Here is a 16,173-nt window from a genome sequence, read left to right on the forward strand (position 1 = left end):
CAACGATCTGCCGCGTGCCCGGGCGGGCCGAGGTTCCCTCCGTCCGAAGGCGAAGCTCAATGTCGACGGTTACGCCCGCGAGCGGGATACGTCAGCGATCCGACACCTCGGGCACGGCAGCCGGTCGGGGCGCCCGGCGATACCGCCCACGAGGCGGACGACGGCGGGTGCCGCCGACCATCGGGGCCCGGCCGTGACCGTGCGCGTCGGCGTCCGCGTCACCGTGCGGTGAGGAAGGCGACCGCGCGCTGCACCAGCTCCGGCGAGTCCGTGAACCACAGTGCGTCAGTGCCGGCGGTCGTCTGCAGGCGGGCGTCCGGCAGGTGGTGGGTCAGGTACGAGGCGTGGCCCACGTCCACGTTCAGGCAGTTGCGCCGGTGCAGGACCAGGGTGGGAGCGCTCACGGCCGGCAGCCGGTGACGCAGATCCGTCCCGGTCGCGACCGTGCGGACGGCGGTCGCGACGGTGGGTGCGGCGGCGCGCCGGCCGATCCGGTTCCACCAGCGCCGGAACTCCTCGTCGCCGGCCATGCTCGGCGCGGCCTGCGCCACCGAGTCGAGCCCCTGGGCCGGGTCGACCGTCTCGCGGATCAGCGACTGCGTCGTCCCCGGGTCGAGGCCGAAAGGATAATCCGGGCTGCGGGTGTACCGCGGGTAGCACTGCGCCAGCACCAGTGAGCGCACGCGTTCGGGGTGCCGGGCCGCGAACTCGATCGCGACGAGCCCGGTGTCGAAGTTGGCGAACAGGTCGGCCCGGTCGACGCCGAGATCGTCCAGGACGCGCCGGACGTCGTCGGCCCACTGCTCCAGCGGCGCCCGGCCCGGGTCGAGCGGGTCGGACAGCCCGATCCCGCGCCGGTCGAGGCACACGACGGCGGCCACCTCGGCCAGGGCGCCGAGCGACCGGCGGGCGTGGGCGCCGTCCAGGAGCCCGTCGATGGTGAGCATGGCCGGGTTGAGCACGATGAGATCCCGCCCGGTGCGCGACAGCCGGGCGTACGCGGTCGCGCCGTCGTCCCCGGCCGCATACCGCACGGTCGCGGCGAGCGCCGGCGGGTCGGCGTGCAGGGCCTCGGCCTGGGCCTTCTGCAGCGCGGCCGACGGGTCGAGGCCGACCTCGGCGAGCGCGGCCCGGGCGGTGGCCACGGCGCGCAGCGCCTCGGCCGGGCGGCCGGACCGGTGCAGGGCCCGCGCGTAGTGCACCCACAGCGGCTCGTCGAGCGGGTCGGCGGTGGTCAGCTGCTCCAGTTCGCGCAGCGCCGCGCCGGGGTTCCGGCCGGCCGCGACGCAGCCGAGGTGCTCCTGGACGAGCAGCCGCCGCTCGTGCCACCAGCCCTGCCGCAGCGCCGCCGCGGCGACCGTGTCGGGCAGCTCCGGCTCGCCCCGCCACAGCTCCCGGGCCTCGGCCAGCACGGCGGCTGCGTCGTCGGGCCGGCCGCCGTCGAGCAGCCGCCGGGCCCGGGCGCGGGCGGCGGCCACCCGGCCGATGTCCGTGCGGTCCGGGTCGAGCGCGAGGCGGTACGCGTCCCGGCCGACCCGCTCCACGTCCGCACCGGGCGCGGCGCCCTGCAGCGCGGCCCGGACCCGGGACAGGTGGGCCCGCAGCGTCTTGACCGCCGACGGCGGCGGGTCGTCCCAGAGCAGCCGGGCCAGCTCGTCGAGCCCGACCGCGGCCGGCGCGCGCACGGTGAGGATGGCGAGCACCTCGCGCGCCTTGCGTTCCAGCCGCGGCCCGGTCGCGCCGGGACCGTGCACACCGGCCGTTCCGAGCACCCGCACGATCACGGGCCCAGCGTAGGACCACATCCGGACCACATCCACAACGCAGCCGTAGCGGGCCGGCGGCCACCTAGCTTCGGCCGCATGACGAACATCGACGCGGCGGCCCGGCGGTTCACGGGCGCCGTGCTGCGCCCCGGTGACGCCGGCTACGACACGCACCGGCTCGGCTGGAACCGGTCCTTCGACGCCCGCCCGGCGCTCATCGTCGCGGCCGCCGACGCCGCCGACATCGCCGCCGCCGTGCGGCTGGCCCGGGACCGCGACCTGCCCCTCGCCGTGCAGGCGACCGGGCACGGCACTGTCGCCCCGGCCGACGGCGCGCTGCTGCTCACGACGTCGGCCATGACCGGCGTCGAGATCGACCCGCACCGCCGGGTGGCCCGCGTCGGCCCCGGCACGGTCTGGGCCGACGTCAACCGGGCCGCCGCACGGTACGGCCTGGCCGGCCTGGCCGGTCGCTGCGGCACGGTCGGCGTCACCGGATACACCCTGGGCGGCGGCCAGTCCTGGTTGTCACGGACCTACGGCTTCGCGGCCGACAGCGTCGCGAACGCCGACATCGTCACGGCCGACGGTGTCGCGCGGACGGTCACCGCACACCAGCACCCCGACCTGTTCTGGGCCCTGCGCGGCGGCGGCGGGAACTTCGGCGTCGTGACGTCCCTGGAGTTCCGGCTGTTGCCGATCCCGAAGGTGTACTCCGGCATGTCCCTCTACCCCGCCGAGCGCGCCCCGGCCGTGCTCGCCGCCTACCGCGACTGGGCCGTCACCGAGCCGGAGGCCATGAACACCGCGGTCCTGCTGATCCGCCTGCCCCCGGCCCCGGCGATCCCCGAGCCCCTGCGCGGCCGCCGCGTCCTGGCCATCCGGGCGTTCCACCCCGGCCCCGGCGGCAGCGAGATCCTGGCCCCGCTCCTGGCCGCCGCCGGCCCGCCGATCGCCGACGACTTCGCCCTGCGCGACTTCCCGGCCGCCAGCACGGCCACGAACGGCCCGGATGCACCGCCGATGCCGGCCCGCCAGGAGATCGAGATGTTCGACGCCCTGCCCGACGCCGTGCTGGACGCGGTCGTCGCGGCCGGCGCCCCCGACTCGCCGCTCGCGTTCGTCGAGATCCGGCACTGGGGCGGTGCGATGGACGACCCGCCGCCGGACGCCGGATCGGCCGGTCACCGGGGCGTGCCGTTCTCCGTGCTGGCCGTCGCGCCGTACCTGACGCCCGACCGCACCGCCGCCGACGCCGCGCTGGACCGGCTCATGGCCGCCGTGCGCCCGCACGCGACAGGCACGTCGTTCCTCACCCTCCTGACCGACCCGGCCCGCACCCGCACCGCGTTCACGCCGGCCAACTGGGCTCGCCTGACGCAGGTCAAGCGCGCCTGGGACCCGGACTGCGTCTTCCGTCTCGGCCACAGCATCCCACCAGCCAGAAAGGCATCCTCATGACTCGCGTGCTCGTCACCGGCGCCACCGGTACAGTCGGCGCCAATGTCGTTGCTGCATTGCAGGCCCGCGGCGTGCGCGTCCGCGCGTTCGTCCGGGACCCCGGCGCGGCCGCGGCCCGCCTCGGCCGGGACGTCGAGCTCGCGCACGGCGACCTCGCCGACGAGGACTCGCTGGTCCGGGCGCTGGACGGCGTCGATCGGCTGTACCTGAGCGCCGCCGACGGCCCCGCGAAGGTCGCCCACGAGACCGGCGTGATCGACGCCGCCGCGAAGGTGGGCGTCGAGCGGATCGTGAAGCTCTCGGCGATGCACGCCGACCCCGCCTCGCCGCTGCCCGCGCTCCGCTGGCACGGTGCGATCGAGGCCCACCTGCACCGCTCGGGGGTGCCGGCGACCGTGCTGCGCCCGGCGTTCTTCATGACAAACCTGCTCATGGTCGCCGGTGGTGTGGCCGCGACGGGCGTGCTGGGCGGCCCGACCGCCGGGCGCCGGATCGCGATGATCGACGTCCGCGACGTCGCCGAGGTGGCCGCCGTGCAGCTCACCGCGCCGAGTGTCACGGCCGGGACGTGGGAGCTGACCGGCCCGGCCGCTGTCACCTTCGCCGACGTGGCGGGAGCGCTCACGGCCGCGACCGGGCGCCCGGTCCGCGCGGCCGACCTGACCGAGGAGGAGGCCCGTCCCCGGTTCGCCGGCGCGGGCCTGCCCGACTGGCTCGCCACCCACCTGGCCGGCGTGTTCGGCATCATCCGCGCGGGCGGCTTCGAGCACACGACCCCGCACGTCACGTCGATCACCGGCCATGCGGGCCGGTCCATCGCCGCCTTCGCCCGCGACCACGCCGCCGCCTTCACCCCGGCCGGCCAGCCCGTGTGAACGCAGGGCCGCCCTCCGACCGCCGCCCGGCACGGCACGGACTGTGCACCAGTACGGCGACCCGTGCCAATGGCAGGGGCCGCCGTGGGAACCGGGCCGCCCGCCCGCGCGCGAAGCAGTACGCGCGGGCGGGCGGCCGGTCGATCAGCAGGTGGGTCAGACGGTGGACGGCGGGGTGGTCAGGTTACGGGCGGCCTCGCCGACCTGGCTGAACGTCGGGTTGTCGCGCAGGCGGCGGGCGTTGTCGACGATCTGCTCGTACTTCGCACGGCCGGCCCGGGTCCCGAGCACGTAGCCGACGGCCAGACCGGCGGCGATGGGCAGCAACTTCATCAGTATCTCCTCAGTGAAGAATCTTCAGCGGCGGCGGGCCCGCACGGTCAGGGCGATGAGCACACCCACGACCATGGTGACCCCGACGGCCAGCGCAACCTGCGTACGCCGCGCCGAGACGGTGTCGGCCGCGGCCCGCGCGCGCACCTTGACGTCGGTCTTGGCCCGGCTCAGGGTCCGGTCGGCCGCGGCCCTGGCCCGGCCTTTCACGTCGGCCTTGGCCGCGAGGGCCTCGACTGTCGCCCCGAGCTCGGCCCGGGTCCGCGCTATCTCGGCCCTCAGTGCATCAGGGTCGTTCAGCCGCCCGTTCGCAGTCACGGCGCTCAACTCCTTCGGTCCGCCGCAGCAGGCGTTCCCCGATTGCGCCGCGGCAAAACCTATTGTGCGTCACCGAGAGCGCCGGGCATGTGCAGCACGGACAGCAGCCGCCGCACTCCGGGCGGGGCGGCGAGCACGACGAGCCGGTCGCCGAGCGCCCGCCGGGCGCCGAGCAGCACGGTCAGCCCGGCCAGGGAGCAGAACGTGACATCGGCCAGGTCGGCCTCCAGCCGCGCGTGCCCGTCGGCGATCGCGGCCTCGAAGGCGGCGCGCAGCAGGTCGGCGTTCGTCGCATCGAGTTCGCCGCGCACCGACATCCGCACGATGCGCGGCGACTCGCGGCGAACGACGGTCGTGACTTCCATGCTCTGGCAGTTCATTGCAGCATCACCGCTGGCCACGGTATGCCGCGGCGGTGCGGGTGCAGTACCACTGCGAGGCTCTGAATCGTCAGACAGTTGACGAAAGCGGTCCCCTGAATGGCTTACCCGCGGCCGGGTCACCCGTCAGTAGGGGTTCCCGGTGCCGGGAAGGCGGCCACGGAGCAGGCCGGCCAGCCGGCCGGGGCTCAGCGGGTTGCCGGACAGCGGCGGGCTGCCGGCGTGCGCGTGGCGGGCCATGCCCTGCGTCAGCTCGCGCAGTGCGGCGTCCGCGTCGACCGCGGGCCGCCAGCCGAGCTCGGTCGCGGCCCGGGCCGTGTCCAGCAGCGGCACGGACAGCGCCAGCTGCACCCAGCCGACGTCGACCGGCTGGAGCCGCAGCCGCCAGTTCGCGTCGGCCGCGCCGCGCAGCAGCGGCGCCGGGACGGGCACGGTCCGGCCGTGGAACATCTCGGCCGCCAGCGCGGGTGTGAGCACGGGATCGGCGGCGATGTTGAAGGCGCCCGTGACATCCTGGGTGATCGCCCGCACGTAGGCGTCGGCGACGTCGTCGGCGTGCACGGCCTGCAGGCGCAGCCGCGGGTGCTCGGGGATCACCGGCACCCGGCCGAAGCGCAGCAGGCGCACGGGCGCGAACGGCCCGAGGAAGTAGCGGGCGATCTCGGTCCCGGCGTCCCGCTGGAAGATCAGCCCGGGGCGCAGCCGGACCACGCGCAGCCGCGACTCGACCGCGTCGAGCATGCCCTCGAGCGTGACCTTGTCCCGGCTGTACGACGACGCCGCCACCCCGGTCGCCGGCCACGACTCGTCGACCCGGCGGTCCTTGGGCCCCGGCGCGTACACGCCCACCGACGACGCGGCGACAAGCGTACCGACACCCGCCTCGACGGCCGCGTCGATCACCGCCCGGCTGCCGTCGACGTTCGTGCGCAGCAGCTGCGCCCGGTCGTGACTCGGCTGGATCTGCCACCCGAGATGCACGACGGCGTCGGCTCCGGCGAAGATGCCCGTCAGCTCGCGCACGGCGTCCGGAGCGCCGATGTCACACGAGCGCCAGACCATGCCTGTGTACTCCGCGCCGCTCGGCAGTCGTCGCGCCACTCCCACGATTCGGTGGTTGCCGTCGGCGCGCAGCCGTCGCAGCAGTGCCGTGCCCATGTTGCCTGTCGCACCGACCACCACGATGTGCATGTGTCTGCCTCTCTTTGCGGGGTACCGGTGCGGCCATGACGACCAACCAGCCGAACGAACGGCTCGAGGCCCTGCCCGACGACGACTTCGACGACTTCGCCGCCGAGCACGAGGACACGACCCTTGCCGACCAGGTCGAGGGCGGGCCGGAGGGCTCATCCGAACCGGAGAGCCCCCGCGGCCGCGCCGGGATGGACTAACCGCTAGTGCCGTGCACCGCCGGCCCCGCCGTCCGCGCCACCGTCGTGGACGGCCGGGTCGGCACCGGCGCCACCGTCGGCCGGGCCCTCCTCGTCCGCGCCGCCGTCGGCTCCGCCGTCCTCACCCTCGATGTTCGCGCCACCGTCCGCGGTGCCCTCGTCAGGCGCCGCACCGCCGTCGGCGCCACCGTCGTGCGCGGCCGGCACCGCACCGCCGTCGGCCGGTCCCTCGGGGCCCTGGCCCGTGGCCGTGGTGGTGATGTCGTCGTCATTGAGCGCCATGAGAAGCTCCTCGAGATATCGGCGGGGTGCGGCCGCATCGGCCGTTCGATCACCCGTTACCCCCGCCCGATCGCGCTAATCCGGCGTCTCCGCGGGCCGCAGCCGGCGCGGGTCCACGGCGCGGTCGGGGAACCGGCGCAGGTACTCGGCCTCCAGCTCCTCGGTGCGCTTGTCGTGGTTGAGCACGGCCTGCGGCGCACCGTGACGGAACGTGTCGTCCCGGGTCTCGTGCAGGTGCCGCAGCTCGCGCGACAGGTCGGCGTCGTCGAGCTCCTCGGCCGGCACGCCGCCGGTCGGGGAGCTGGAGCCGGTGTCCCGGGTGCCGAGCTGGGCGATGGCCTCGCTCGCCTCGTCGTAGGCGTACTCCCCTTCCGGGAGCGCCTCGACGGCGTCGACGACCTCGGCCGACGCGCCGACGGCGACGGCATGGTGGTGGATCTCATCGCGGGTGAGCCGCTCGCGCCCGGCGTACACCTCATCGAGCAGCTTTTCGACCTGGTCCATTCCGATCCGTTACCCGCCATGACACCGTTGCAACAAATTCCGGGTACCGTGCGCGCGTGACCGAGGTGATCGCCGGCTGCTCGCTGGCCTTCGATGTCGAGCCCGCCCTGCCCACCGAGATCGTGCTGCAGATCGCCGCCGCCCGCCGCCCCGGCGTGCAGCTGACCGATGCGCTCACCGTGCACCTCGACGGTGAGCCGGTCCCGGTCGAGACCGTCGAGTCCGGCGACGGCGGCCGGCTGCACGTGCTGCGTCCCGGCCCGGGCCGGCTGGACATCGGCTACGAGGTCCGGGCCCGGCTGTCGGCCGAGCCGGCCGCGGTGACGCCGCTGGAGCGGATCACGTTCCTGCGCCCGAGCCGGTACTGCCCCAGCGACCGCCTGCACGGCTTCGCGGTCGCCCAGTTCGACGCGCAGTCGCCGTCCGTCGTCGATGACGTCCGCGGGTTCGTGGCGCGGCACACGCAGTACACCCTGGGATCAAGCTCCGGGATCACGGACGCGGCGGACACCTTGCTGTCGGGCAACGGCGTCTGCCGTGACTTCGCCCACCTCGTCGTCGCGCTGCTCCGGGCGCTTGACATCCCGGCCCGCACGGCCGCCGTGTATGCCCCCGGCCTCTCCCCCATGGACTTCCACGCCGTGGCCGAGGTCGCCGTCGACGGCGTGTGGCGGGTCGTCGACGCCACCGGCCTGGCTCCGCGCCCGAGCCTGCTGCGCATCGCGACCGGCGCGGACGCGGCGACCACGGCGTTCGCCACGGTCCAGTCGGGCCTCGCCGAACTGTCCTCAATGGAGGTCCGCGCGATCGTCGACGGCGACCTGCCCTACGACGACCTCGGCACGGCGGTCACCCTGCCGTAGGTCAGTGCGGGTGGGCGGTGCGGTGCGCGCGCAGGATGTCGCCGCCGAAGTCGGACTCGGGCCGGCGCAGGACCGTGTGGGCGTGGTTGCCGTCGGCGGTCGTGTTGTCGTACTCGATGAGCAGGTCAGGGCCCTGGATGCGGTAGTAGTGCCGCGTCCCGGGTGCGGTCGGGCCCTCCCACGTGAACGTCAGCGCGTCACGGTCGACGGGGAACGCGATGTCGGCCGGAAGGCGGTCCAGATACAGGCCGACGAGGTCGTCCAGGCGCTCGCGGGCCGCGGCGGGAAGCTCGGCGGCGGGCACGCCGGGCGGCGGGGGCACCACGTCGGCGTGCGGTCCACTGTAGATGTCGACCGGCGCCGAGGCCTTGCGCACGACGTGCGGCCGCAGCGTGTCCGGCAGCGCGTCGAGGACGGCGAAGCCCAGGTCGTGCTCCGGGCCGAGCGGGCGCAGCACGGGGTGGCCACGGTAGTAGGTGGCCAGGGGGTTGGCGCCCAGGAACACCGGCGTCGGGGAGACCGCGTCGCCGTCGAGGGTCATGGTGATCGAGATGTGGTGGCCCTCGAACCGCCAGCCCCACCGCCCGGCCGGGTCCGGCTCGCCGAAGACCAGCACCCGGTAGTCGTTGCTGTGCCGACGGCGGCCGTAGCCCTCCTTGCGGTCGAGGACCTCCTCGAGCGCCACGACGCCCATGGCCTGCGCGAACGCGTGCGGCCGCAGCGCGGTGGCCAGCAGCCGGTGCGCCGCCTTGCGCCCGTCCGCGTCCATCTCACCGAACGCGACGCCGGGCCGCGGCTCGGGCCGGTATTCGATCCACCGCCGCTTCCCGTCGTCGAACGGCACCCGGACCGACGCCGGCGCGGCCCGCAGCAGCCGGGCGGCCTCGTCGCGCATGGCGGCAGCAGAGTTCACGCCCTCAGTTCTACCCGAAGGCGCCGCCCAGCACCGCCTCCGAACCGCACGGTGTGCAAACGCAGGGCCTGAGCGCGCACGGCCCGGAAACGCACGGCCGGGCCGGGGAGCGTCAGGCGAAGCGCTCGAAGATGGGCGCGATCGTCGCCGCCGCGGCCCGGACGTCGGCGCTGACGAGGTCGTGCACCCGGGTCGGGTCGTTGCCGGCGCGCAGGTGGCGCTGCAGGCTGGCCCCCTGCACCCGCCAGAGGCCCAGGAGCGCGACGGCCGCGATGTGCGCCTCGGGCGCGTCGTCGCTCGCCCCGACCCGCGCGGCCAGCAGCCCCGTGACGGTCCCGGTGAGCAGGTCGACCATGTCGTGCTGGTGGGCACGCAGCTCCGGGGTGCTGGTGGTCAGGGCCCGGAACCGCCTGATGGTCGCGGCCGCCTCGGCCGGGTCGGGCTGGGTGCCGAGCCATCCGGTCAGGCCCCTGAGCTCGGCGTCGAGCACGGCGAACGTCGAGGGCAGCGGGACCGCGGCCGGGTTGGCCAGCGCCGTGCGCAGGGCGCTCAGCGTGTCGTCGAACCGGTCGAGCAGCAGCGACTCCTTCGTCGGGAAGTAGTTGAAGACCGTGCGCTCCGACACGCCGCACGCCTCGGCGATCTCGGTGACGCGCACCTCGGCGAAGCCGCGCTCGAGGAACATCCGGGTCGCCACGCCCGACAGCCGGGCCCGCATCTCGCGCTTCTTGCGCTCGCGCAGCCCGCCGAGCGTCGCGCCCGCCGCGCCTTCGGGAAGCCAGGAGACCGCCGTGTCGCTCATCTTCCCAGTGTACTTCAGTCGCTGTACAAATACTGCTACAGTAATTTTTCAGCCACTGAAGGAAGGTCCGTCTCATGCTCCAGGCGATAGCCCTGTTTCTGGCCGGGCTCCTGGCCGGCGAGGAGTTCATCGTGCGCTACGGCGTGCAGCCGGCCCTGCGCACGCTCGACGACCACGCCCACATCCAGGCCCGCGTGGCCCTCGTCAAGAGCCTGCGCATCGTCGTGCCGGCCCTGATGCTGCCGACCGTCGCGCTGGCCGTCGCCGTGCTCGCCCTGACCGACGGGCCCGGCACCGGCTGGCGCTGGGCGGGCGCCGCCGCACTCGCCGCGTTCGTGCTGTCCTCGTTCCTGGGCACGGTCCCGATCAACATGAAGGTCGTGGACTGGCGCCCCAACGCCCCGCCCGCCGACTGGCGCGGCACGGTCCTGCGCTGGCAGCGCATCGACGTGCTGCGCTCCACCGCGGCCATCGTCGCCTTCGCGTGCTTCGCGGCGGCGCTGGCGGTACAGGTGCGGCAGGCAGGTGGTTAGGACTCGAACGTGAGCACGACCTTGATGTCGTCGGGCCGGGCCTCCAGAGCCTCGGCGAAGCGGTGCAGGGGCACGCGGCGGGTGATGAGGCTCGCCAGCCAGGCCGGGTCGGCGGCGGTCAGGGCCTCGGCGGCCGCGGCGTAGTGGCGCAGGTTGGCGTTGACCGAGCCGACCACGACGTCGTTCTCCAGGACCATGGACCGGTTCGCCTGGCCGAGGTCGACGGAGATCGTGCGGCCGCCGGCGGAGACGCCGGTGAGGCAGACGATCCCGTACGCCGCGGTGCCGCCGATGGCGTCGAAGACGACCGACGGTGCCCCGGTCGCCTCGATGATGATGTCGGGGCGCAGGCGCTCGGCGGCCTCGGCGACCGGCGCGCTGTGGTACGTCGCCGTGAGCGCTCCCACCGCCTCGGCCTTCGGCCCGTCCTTCGCCCGGTCGAGCACGTGGACGTCGAGGCCGCGCTGCACGCCGAGCAGGGCCGCGAGCAGCCCGATCGGCCCGGCCCCGGTGACCAGCACCCGCTCGGGCGCGAAGTAGGCGCGGGCGCCGACCCGCTCGATCTGGTCCCACGCCTTGGCCACGACCGAGGTGGGCTCGAGCAGCACGCCGCGCTCGGCCAGGGCCGGGTCGAGCTTCACCGCGTAGTCCGGCTCGACCGTCCACAGTGCACTGCCGTACCCGTCGAGCTGCTTGATGCCCCGCTCCGTGTACTCGCCGTTGCGGCACATGTCGAACTCACCGTGCGCACAGGCCGCGCACGGCTGCGGGTCGGGCCGGCGCACGACACCCACCACCAGGTCGCCCGCGCTGTAAACGCTCCCGGCCGGCGCCGAGCGCACCCGGCCGAGCGACTCGTGGCCCAGCACCAGGCGGTCCGCGCCCGACGGCGCCCACCCGTAGTCGCCGGCCGCGATCTCCCGGTCCGTGCCGCACACGCCGAGCGCCACCGCCTCGACGAGCAGCCGCCCGTCGGCCGGGTCCGGATCGGGCACCTCGCGGATCTCGGCCGAGCCGGACTGCAACGGAACGACGGTCAATGCCTTCATGCCGCGGTGGTACCCGCGCGGGCCGGGCCGCAAAACGCGCCGGGTGCGGCGAATCGGGGGGAGATCCGCCGCACCCGTGTGCGATCGCCACCCGCGGTTCGCAGTCGATAAGGCAGTACGAATGCGGGGGTTATGGATCTGTCTGCCCAGGGGCGAGCGGCCCGAAACGCGTATCCGTCGATCGCACGGACGTGTCGGGTGTCACGGCCCAAACTATACCGACCAGACGGTACAGTTTCGGCATGCGTGTGCACGTGCCGTCGACTGCCCCGCCCGTGCTGCCGGCCCGGCGGCGGTGGGCCGCGCTCGCCGTGCTCGCGGCGGCCGTGCTGCTGCTCGCGATCGACGGCACGGTGCTGTCACTGGCCGTGCCGGCACTCACCGTGAGCCTGGCCCCGAGCGCCGAGCAGGTGCTCTGGATCGGCGACGTCTACTCGTTGACCCTCGCCGGCCTGCTCGTACTCATGGGCAGCCTGGCCGACCGGTTCGGCCGCCGCCGGGTCCTGCTCATCGGCGCCGGCGCGTTCGGGGCGGCGTCGATTGTCGCCGCGGCCGCCACCAGCGCACCGGCGCTGATCGGCGCCCGGCTGCTGCTCGGCGTGGCCGGGGCGACGCTGATGCCGTCCACGCTGTCGCTGATCCGCAACATCTTCACCGACGCCGTCGAGCGGACCCGGGCGATAGCGGTCTGGTCCACCGCGTTCGGAGCCGGCTCGGCGATCGGGCCGCTCGTGGGCGGGTTCCTGCTCGAACACTTCTGGTGGGGCTCGGTGTTCCTCATCAACGTGCCGGTCATGGTCCTCGTGCTCGTCTCCGGCCGGCTGCTGCTGCCCGAGTCCCGTGACCCGCGGCCGGGCCGGTTCGACGTGCTGTCCGCCGGGCTGTCGATGGCCGCGATCGTGCCGCTGGTGTACGCGATCAAGCACGTCGCCGGGTCCGGCCCCGACCCGACGACCGCCGCGTGCGTGCTGACCGGGCTGCTGGCCGGCGCGCTGTTCGTCCGGCGCCAGCGGCGGCTGGAGCGGCCGATGCTCGACGTGGCGCTGTTCCGCAGCGCGGCGTTCTCGGGTGCGGTCGCGGCCAATGTCATCGCCATCGTCGCGCTGGCCGGGCTGCTGTTCTTCTTCTCGCAGTACCTCCAGTTCGCCCGCGGCTACAGCCCGCTGCGGGCCGGGCTGGCCGAACTGCCGGCGACGCTCGCCTCGATCGTGGTCGTGGCCGTCATCGCGCCCGCCGTGCGCCGGCTCGGCCGCGGCCGGGCGATCGCACTCGGCCTCGCCCTGGCCGCCATCGGGCTGGCCGCAGTCGCGACGGCCGCGCACGGCCCGTTCGTGTGGCTCGGCCTGGCGCTCGTGCTCATCGGCCTCGGCATCGGCCTGGCGATGACCCTGACCGGCGACGCCGTCGTGTCCGCCGCCCCACCGAGCCGGGCCGGGGCCGTCTCCGCGATCACCGAGACCGCCAACGAACTCGGGGTCGTGCTCGGGATCGCCGGGCTCGGATCGCTCCTGGCCCTCGTGTACCGCCACCGGGTGCCCGTGCCGCCCGGCCTGCCGGCCGCGGACACCGCCCGCATCCGCGACTCGCTCGGCTCGGCCCTGCAGGTCCTCACGCCGGAGGCCGCGGCCGGAGCCCGCGCCGCGTTCGTCACCGGCATGCAGGTCACGTCGCTCGTCGCGGCCGCCCTGACCGTCGCCGCCGCGGTCGTCGCCTGGGCCCTGATCCCGTCGCCGCGCACACCGCGCCCGTAGGTACGGTGTCGCCGTGGGACGCACAGCCGGCCGCACGCCGGACGACACACGCCGGGCCCTGCTCGACGCGGCCGCCGACGCCGTCCGCGCCCGCGGCATCCACGCGTCCCTGGACGAGATCGCCCGCTTCGCCGGCGTCTCCAAGGGCGGGCTGATCTACCACTTCGCGAGCAAGGACGACCTGATCCTGGAGCTGGCCCGCGACCAGCTGGCCGCGTTCCAGGCCAGCATCGACGCCGCCCTGGACCCGGCCGACACCTCCCCGGGCCGCCTCACCCGCGCCTACATCCGAGCCGCCCTGACCCCGGCCGGCGACGACGCCGCCGTCCGCCAGTCCATCGCCCTGATCACGCAGCTGATGACCCTGCCCGCGGTCGCCGAGCTGGCCCGCGCGGACGCCGAACGGCTGGATGCCGCCCTGGCCGCCGACGGCCTGCCACCCGACGTGCTGGCGCTGGTGGTGGCCGCGGCGGACGGGATGAGCTGCGCGCCGCTGTGGGGCGCCGCGACCCGGACGCCGGCCCACCGGCGCCTGACGGAGCGGCTGCTGCACCTGACCCGGCACCCCGAGCTGTGGGAGTCGTAGCCCGTCAGGTGCCGGATGCGGCGCCGCACTGTGCTGCCGCTTCGACCGCGGCCGCCGTCAGTGTGCCCGCCGGCCGCGGATGATCAGACCTTGGCCGTGCGGACCTCGCCGGAGCGGTGCAGCAGGAAGCCGGCGAGCACGCCGACGACCGTGAGCGCGGTGTACAACCCCACGGTCACCACGGCGGGCCTGTCGAACGCGGCGATCACCAAGGCCAGCGGCACGCCGGCCCCCGGCCAGAGCAGCGCCCCGCGCACCCGCCCGCCGAGCTTGGCCTGCATGACCGCCGCGCTGAGCAGGTAGCCGGCGGTGGAGATACCGAGCACCCACCTGGTCCCGGTGGTCAGGTGGTCGTCAGCGCCGTGCAGGACGGCGTGTTCCAGTCCGACCGCCACGGCCGCCAGGAACACCGTCAGGGGCAGATGGATGAAGACGTAGAAGTCATGGACGCCGTGTTTGGTGACCTTGTCCCCCTCATCCGTGAGGCGCCGCTTGGCCGCGCCGCCGGACAGGTCGAAGTACACCCACCACAATGCCGCCGCGACCACGAGGGCCGCCGTCGCGGTGACCACGACCGACGGACTCCACGCGCTGTCGTGCAGGCCGGTCACGACGGCCGCGACGGACTCGCCGAGGACCAGGATGACGAAGAGGCCGAAACGCTCCGGCAGGTGTTCCAGGTGCAGCGGGACGGCGTCCTTGAGCCGGGCGGCCGCGGTGGGCCAGGCCAGGTCGACGAGCACGCCCGCGGCCCACAGCCAGTAGCGGGCCGGCTCCGGGACGGCCGGCGAGACGAGCCAGACGGCGGCGCCGAGCGAGTGGCCGATCAGGTACAGCCGGACGGTGGCCCGGGCGTCGGGCACGTGCCGCCACGCCCGCACATAGCCGATGATCAACGCCAGCCGGATGAGCACGTAGCCGATGGCGAACCAGTACTCGCCCGGCCCGCCGATCCGGTCGACGCTTGCCGCCATCGCCACGACGCCGACCATGGCGGCCAGGGTGAGCAGGCGGAAGATCGCATCGTCGGTGTCGAACCGGTTGGCGTAGAGGGTGGTGCTGACCCAGGCCCACCAGCCGACGGTGAGCACGGCGCAGAACACCAGTGCGCCGTGCCACGTCTCGTCCTTCGCGAGCAGGTCGGCACAGCGCGCGACGAACAGCACGAAGGCCAGGTCGAAGAAGAGCTCCAGGCGGGTCGCGGAACGGTTCGAGTCGTGGTTCAGGTCGGGCGGCCGGACAGCCTCAACCTGCTCGGCCTCCTCATCGTCCAGTCGCTGCTGGTCATGTGTCACTCGTCCTCCCCGGCCGGTGCTGCATGCTCCCGGTCTGCAGTACCCGCACAACCATCGACCACACGGCACGGGCCTTTCCGCACCGTGCGGCAGCCCGTGACGCACATCTCTGACTATAGTCAGAGAAATGGAAGCGGCAGCGGTCGAGCAGGTGCGGCGGTTCAATCGGACGGTGACGCAGCGGATCGGAGCGCTCGAGGACGAGTACATGGCCCGGGAGCGGTCACTGGGCCTGGCCCGGGTGCTCTGGGAGGTGGGTGCGGACGGGGCTGATGTGCGGCAGCTGCGCGAGCGGCTCGGGCTGGACTCCGGATACCTCAGCCGCCTGCTGCGCACCCTCGAAGCCGACGGCCTCGTCGTCGTGGCGGCCGGGCGGGGTGACGGGCGGGTGCGGACCGTGCGGCTGACGCCGGCCGGGCTCGGTGAGCGCCGCGAGCTCGAGACGCGCTCCGACGAGCTCGCCGCGTCCATCCTGCGCCCGCTCAGCGAACGGCAGCGGGCCCGGCTCGTCGAGGCGATGGCCGAGGTCGAGCGGCTGCTGACGACGTCGATGGTCGCCGTCGCCCCGCTCGACCCCCGGCACCCGCACGCCCGGCACTGCATCCGGGCCTACTACGAGGAGCTGGCCGGCCGGTTCCCCGGTGGCTTCGACCCCGGGCGCAGCATCTCCGCCGCCGACGACGAGCTCACCCCGCCCAGCGGTGTCCTGCTCGTGGCCACACTGCACGGCGAACCGGTCGGCTGCGGCGCGCTCAAGTTCCACGCCGGCGCACCGGCCGAGGTGAAGCGCATGTGGGTCGCCCCCACCACCCGCGGCCTGGGCCTCGGCCGCCGCCTGCTGGCCGAGCTCGAGGCGGTCGCGGCCACGGCCGGCACCACCGTGCTGCGCCTGGAGACCAACAACACACTGCACGAGGCGCTGCAGCTGTACCGCTCAACCGGCTACGAGGAAGTGGACCCCTTCAACGCGGAGCCGTACGCCCACCACTGGTTCGAGAAGCGCGTCAGCCCGCGGCCGCCGCGGCTGCCGGGTGAGCCGGCCGGTGAGGGTGACGCGGTAGGTTGAGCGCC

The 16,173-nt window shown here is 74.4% G+C and carries 19 protein-coding genes; 8 read left to right on the top strand and 11 right to left on the bottom strand.

Annotated features, from left to right (window positions below; all coding sequences use genetic code 11):
* Window positions 1-218: 218 nt before the first annotated feature.
* Window positions 219-1,784 (bottom strand): bifunctional AfsR/SARP family transcriptional regulator/alpha/beta hydrolase, encoded by a 1,566-nt coding sequence (locus Dvina_RS32675; protein WP_223093142.1) that lies wholly within the window; start codon window positions 1,782-1,784, stop codon window positions 219-221.
* A 78-nt stretch (window positions 1,785-1,862) separates the two neighbouring features.
* On the opposite strand from Dvina_RS32675, the gene Dvina_RS32680 reads away from it, so the two are divergent.
* Window positions 1,863-3,227: an FAD-binding oxidoreductase gene (locus tag Dvina_RS32680; protein WP_223093143.1), complete on the top strand. Its 1,365-nt coding sequence runs from the start codon at window positions 1,863-1,865 to the stop codon at window positions 3,225-3,227.
* Window positions 3,224-4,102 (top strand): SDR family oxidoreductase, encoded by an 879-nt coding sequence (locus Dvina_RS32685; RefSeq protein WP_223093144.1) that lies wholly within the window; start codon window positions 3,224-3,226, stop codon window positions 4,100-4,102. Before Dvina_RS32680 ends, Dvina_RS32685 begins: the two co-directional genes overlap by 4 nt.
* Before the next feature lie 156 nt (window positions 4,103-4,258).
* Here the strand turns inward: Dvina_RS32685 and Dvina_RS32690 are convergent, their stop codons facing one another.
* From Dvina_RS32690 to Dvina_RS32705, 4 genes are all read right to left on the bottom strand, one after another.
* A complete protein-coding gene (locus Dvina_RS32690; RefSeq protein WP_223093145.1) occupies window positions 4,259-4,435 on the bottom strand; it encodes a hypothetical protein in 177 nt (58 codons plus the stop codon).
* A gap of 24 nt (window positions 4,436-4,459) precedes the next feature.
* Window positions 4,460-4,753, bottom strand: a complete 294-nt coding sequence (locus Dvina_RS32695; RefSeq protein ID WP_223093146.1) for a DUF3618 domain-containing protein — start codon at window positions 4,751-4,753, stop codon at window positions 4,460-4,462.
* A gap of 59 nt (window positions 4,754-4,812) precedes the next feature.
* Entirely contained in the window at window positions 4,813-5,118 is a 306-nt protein-coding gene (locus tag Dvina_RS32700) for an STAS domain-containing protein (RefSeq protein ID WP_223093147.1), read from the bottom strand.
* Between the two features lie 141 nt (window positions 5,119-5,259).
* Window positions 5,260-6,324 carry an NAD-dependent epimerase/dehydratase family protein gene (locus tag Dvina_RS32705; RefSeq protein WP_223093148.1) on the bottom strand — a complete coding sequence of 355 codons (1,065 nt, stop codon included), beginning with the start codon at window positions 6,322-6,324 and terminating at the stop codon, window positions 5,260-5,262.
* A gap of 35 nt (window positions 6,325-6,359) precedes the next feature.
* Here Dvina_RS32705 and Dvina_RS32710 point away from each other — a divergent pair, with 35 nt between their 5' ends.
* Complete coding sequence (locus Dvina_RS32710; protein WP_223093149.1) at window positions 6,360-6,524, top strand: hypothetical protein; 165 nt, start codon at window positions 6,360-6,362, stop codon at window positions 6,522-6,524.
* Between the two features lie 3 nt (window positions 6,525-6,527).
* Here the strand turns inward: Dvina_RS32710 and Dvina_RS32715 are convergent, their stop codons facing one another.
* Together Dvina_RS32715 and Dvina_RS32720 are read right to left on the bottom strand one after the other, a co-directional pair.
* Window positions 6,528-6,806, bottom strand: a complete 279-nt coding sequence (locus Dvina_RS32715) for a BatC protein (RefSeq protein WP_223093150.1) — start codon at window positions 6,804-6,806, stop codon at window positions 6,528-6,530.
* 75 nt (window positions 6,807-6,881) lie between these two features.
* Window positions 6,882-7,310 carry a DUF6158 family protein gene (locus Dvina_RS32720; RefSeq protein ID WP_246655464.1) on the bottom strand — a complete coding sequence of 143 codons (429 nt, stop codon included), beginning with the start codon at window positions 7,308-7,310 and terminating at the stop codon, window positions 6,882-6,884.
* 56 nt (window positions 7,311-7,366) lie between these two features.
* Between Dvina_RS32720 and Dvina_RS32730 the strand changes: the two genes are divergently transcribed.
* Window positions 7,367-8,173, top strand: coding sequence for a transglutaminase-like domain-containing protein (locus Dvina_RS32730; protein ID WP_223093152.1), 807 nt, complete (start codon window positions 7,367-7,369; stop codon window positions 8,171-8,173).
* A gap of 1 nt (window position 8,174) precedes the next feature.
* Here the strand turns inward: Dvina_RS32730 and Dvina_RS32735 are convergent, their stop codons facing one another.
* Both Dvina_RS32735 and Dvina_RS32740 read right to left on the bottom strand, forming a co-directional pair.
* The gene (locus Dvina_RS32735; protein ID WP_223105835.1) at window positions 8,175-9,068 is read right to left on the bottom strand and encodes a DUF3500 domain-containing protein; all 894 of its coding nucleotides are present in this window, start codon (window positions 9,066-9,068) and stop codon (window positions 8,175-8,177) included.
* A 130-nt stretch (window positions 9,069-9,198) separates the two neighbouring features.
* A complete protein-coding gene (locus Dvina_RS32740; protein WP_223093153.1) occupies window positions 9,199-9,888 on the bottom strand; it encodes a TetR family transcriptional regulator in 690 nt (229 codons plus the stop codon).
* 74 nt (window positions 9,889-9,962) lie between these two features.
* Here Dvina_RS32740 and Dvina_RS32745 point away from each other — a divergent pair, with 74 nt between their 5' ends.
* Window positions 9,963-10,421 carry an anthrone oxygenase family protein gene (locus Dvina_RS32745; RefSeq protein WP_223093154.1) on the top strand — a complete coding sequence of 153 codons (459 nt, stop codon included), beginning with the start codon at window positions 9,963-9,965 and terminating at the stop codon, window positions 10,419-10,421.
* Here the strand turns inward: Dvina_RS32745 and Dvina_RS32750 are convergent.
* Window positions 10,418-11,470 carry a glucose 1-dehydrogenase gene (locus tag Dvina_RS32750; protein ID WP_223093155.1) on the bottom strand — a complete coding sequence of 351 codons (1,053 nt, stop codon included), beginning with the start codon at window positions 11,468-11,470 and terminating at the stop codon, window positions 10,418-10,420. The genes Dvina_RS32745 and Dvina_RS32750 overlap by 4 nt on opposite strands.
* Before the next feature lie 242 nt (window positions 11,471-11,712).
* Here Dvina_RS32750 and Dvina_RS32755 point away from each other — a divergent pair, with 242 nt between their 5' ends.
* A complete protein-coding gene (locus Dvina_RS32755; protein WP_223093156.1) occupies window positions 11,713-13,221 on the top strand; it encodes an MFS transporter in 1,509 nt (502 codons plus the stop codon).
* 13 nt (window positions 13,222-13,234) lie between these two features.
* Window positions 13,235-13,807 carry a TetR/AcrR family transcriptional regulator gene (locus tag Dvina_RS32760; RefSeq protein WP_223093157.1) on the top strand — a complete coding sequence of 191 codons (573 nt, stop codon included), beginning with the start codon at window positions 13,235-13,237 and terminating at the stop codon, window positions 13,805-13,807.
* Between the two features lie 83 nt (window positions 13,808-13,890).
* On the opposite strand, the gene Dvina_RS32765 is transcribed toward Dvina_RS32760, so the two are convergent.
* On the bottom strand, window positions 13,891-15,102 hold the full coding sequence (locus Dvina_RS32765; protein WP_246655466.1) for a low temperature requirement protein A: 1,212 nt from the start codon (window positions 15,100-15,102) through the stop codon (window positions 13,891-13,893).
* A gap of 127 nt (window positions 15,103-15,229) precedes the next feature.
* Between Dvina_RS32765 and Dvina_RS32770 the strand changes: the two genes are divergently transcribed.
* Window positions 15,230-16,168 (top strand): MarR family winged helix-turn-helix transcriptional regulator, encoded by a 939-nt coding sequence (locus Dvina_RS32770; RefSeq protein ID WP_223093159.1) that lies wholly within the window; start codon window positions 15,230-15,232, stop codon window positions 16,166-16,168.
* Window positions 16,169-16,173 lie beyond the last annotated feature (5 nt).

The sequence above is a fragment of the Dactylosporangium vinaceum genome, from assembly GCF_019904175.1.
Lineage (GTDB): Bacteria > Actinomycetota > Actinomycetes > Mycobacteriales > Micromonosporaceae > Dactylosporangium > Dactylosporangium vinaceum.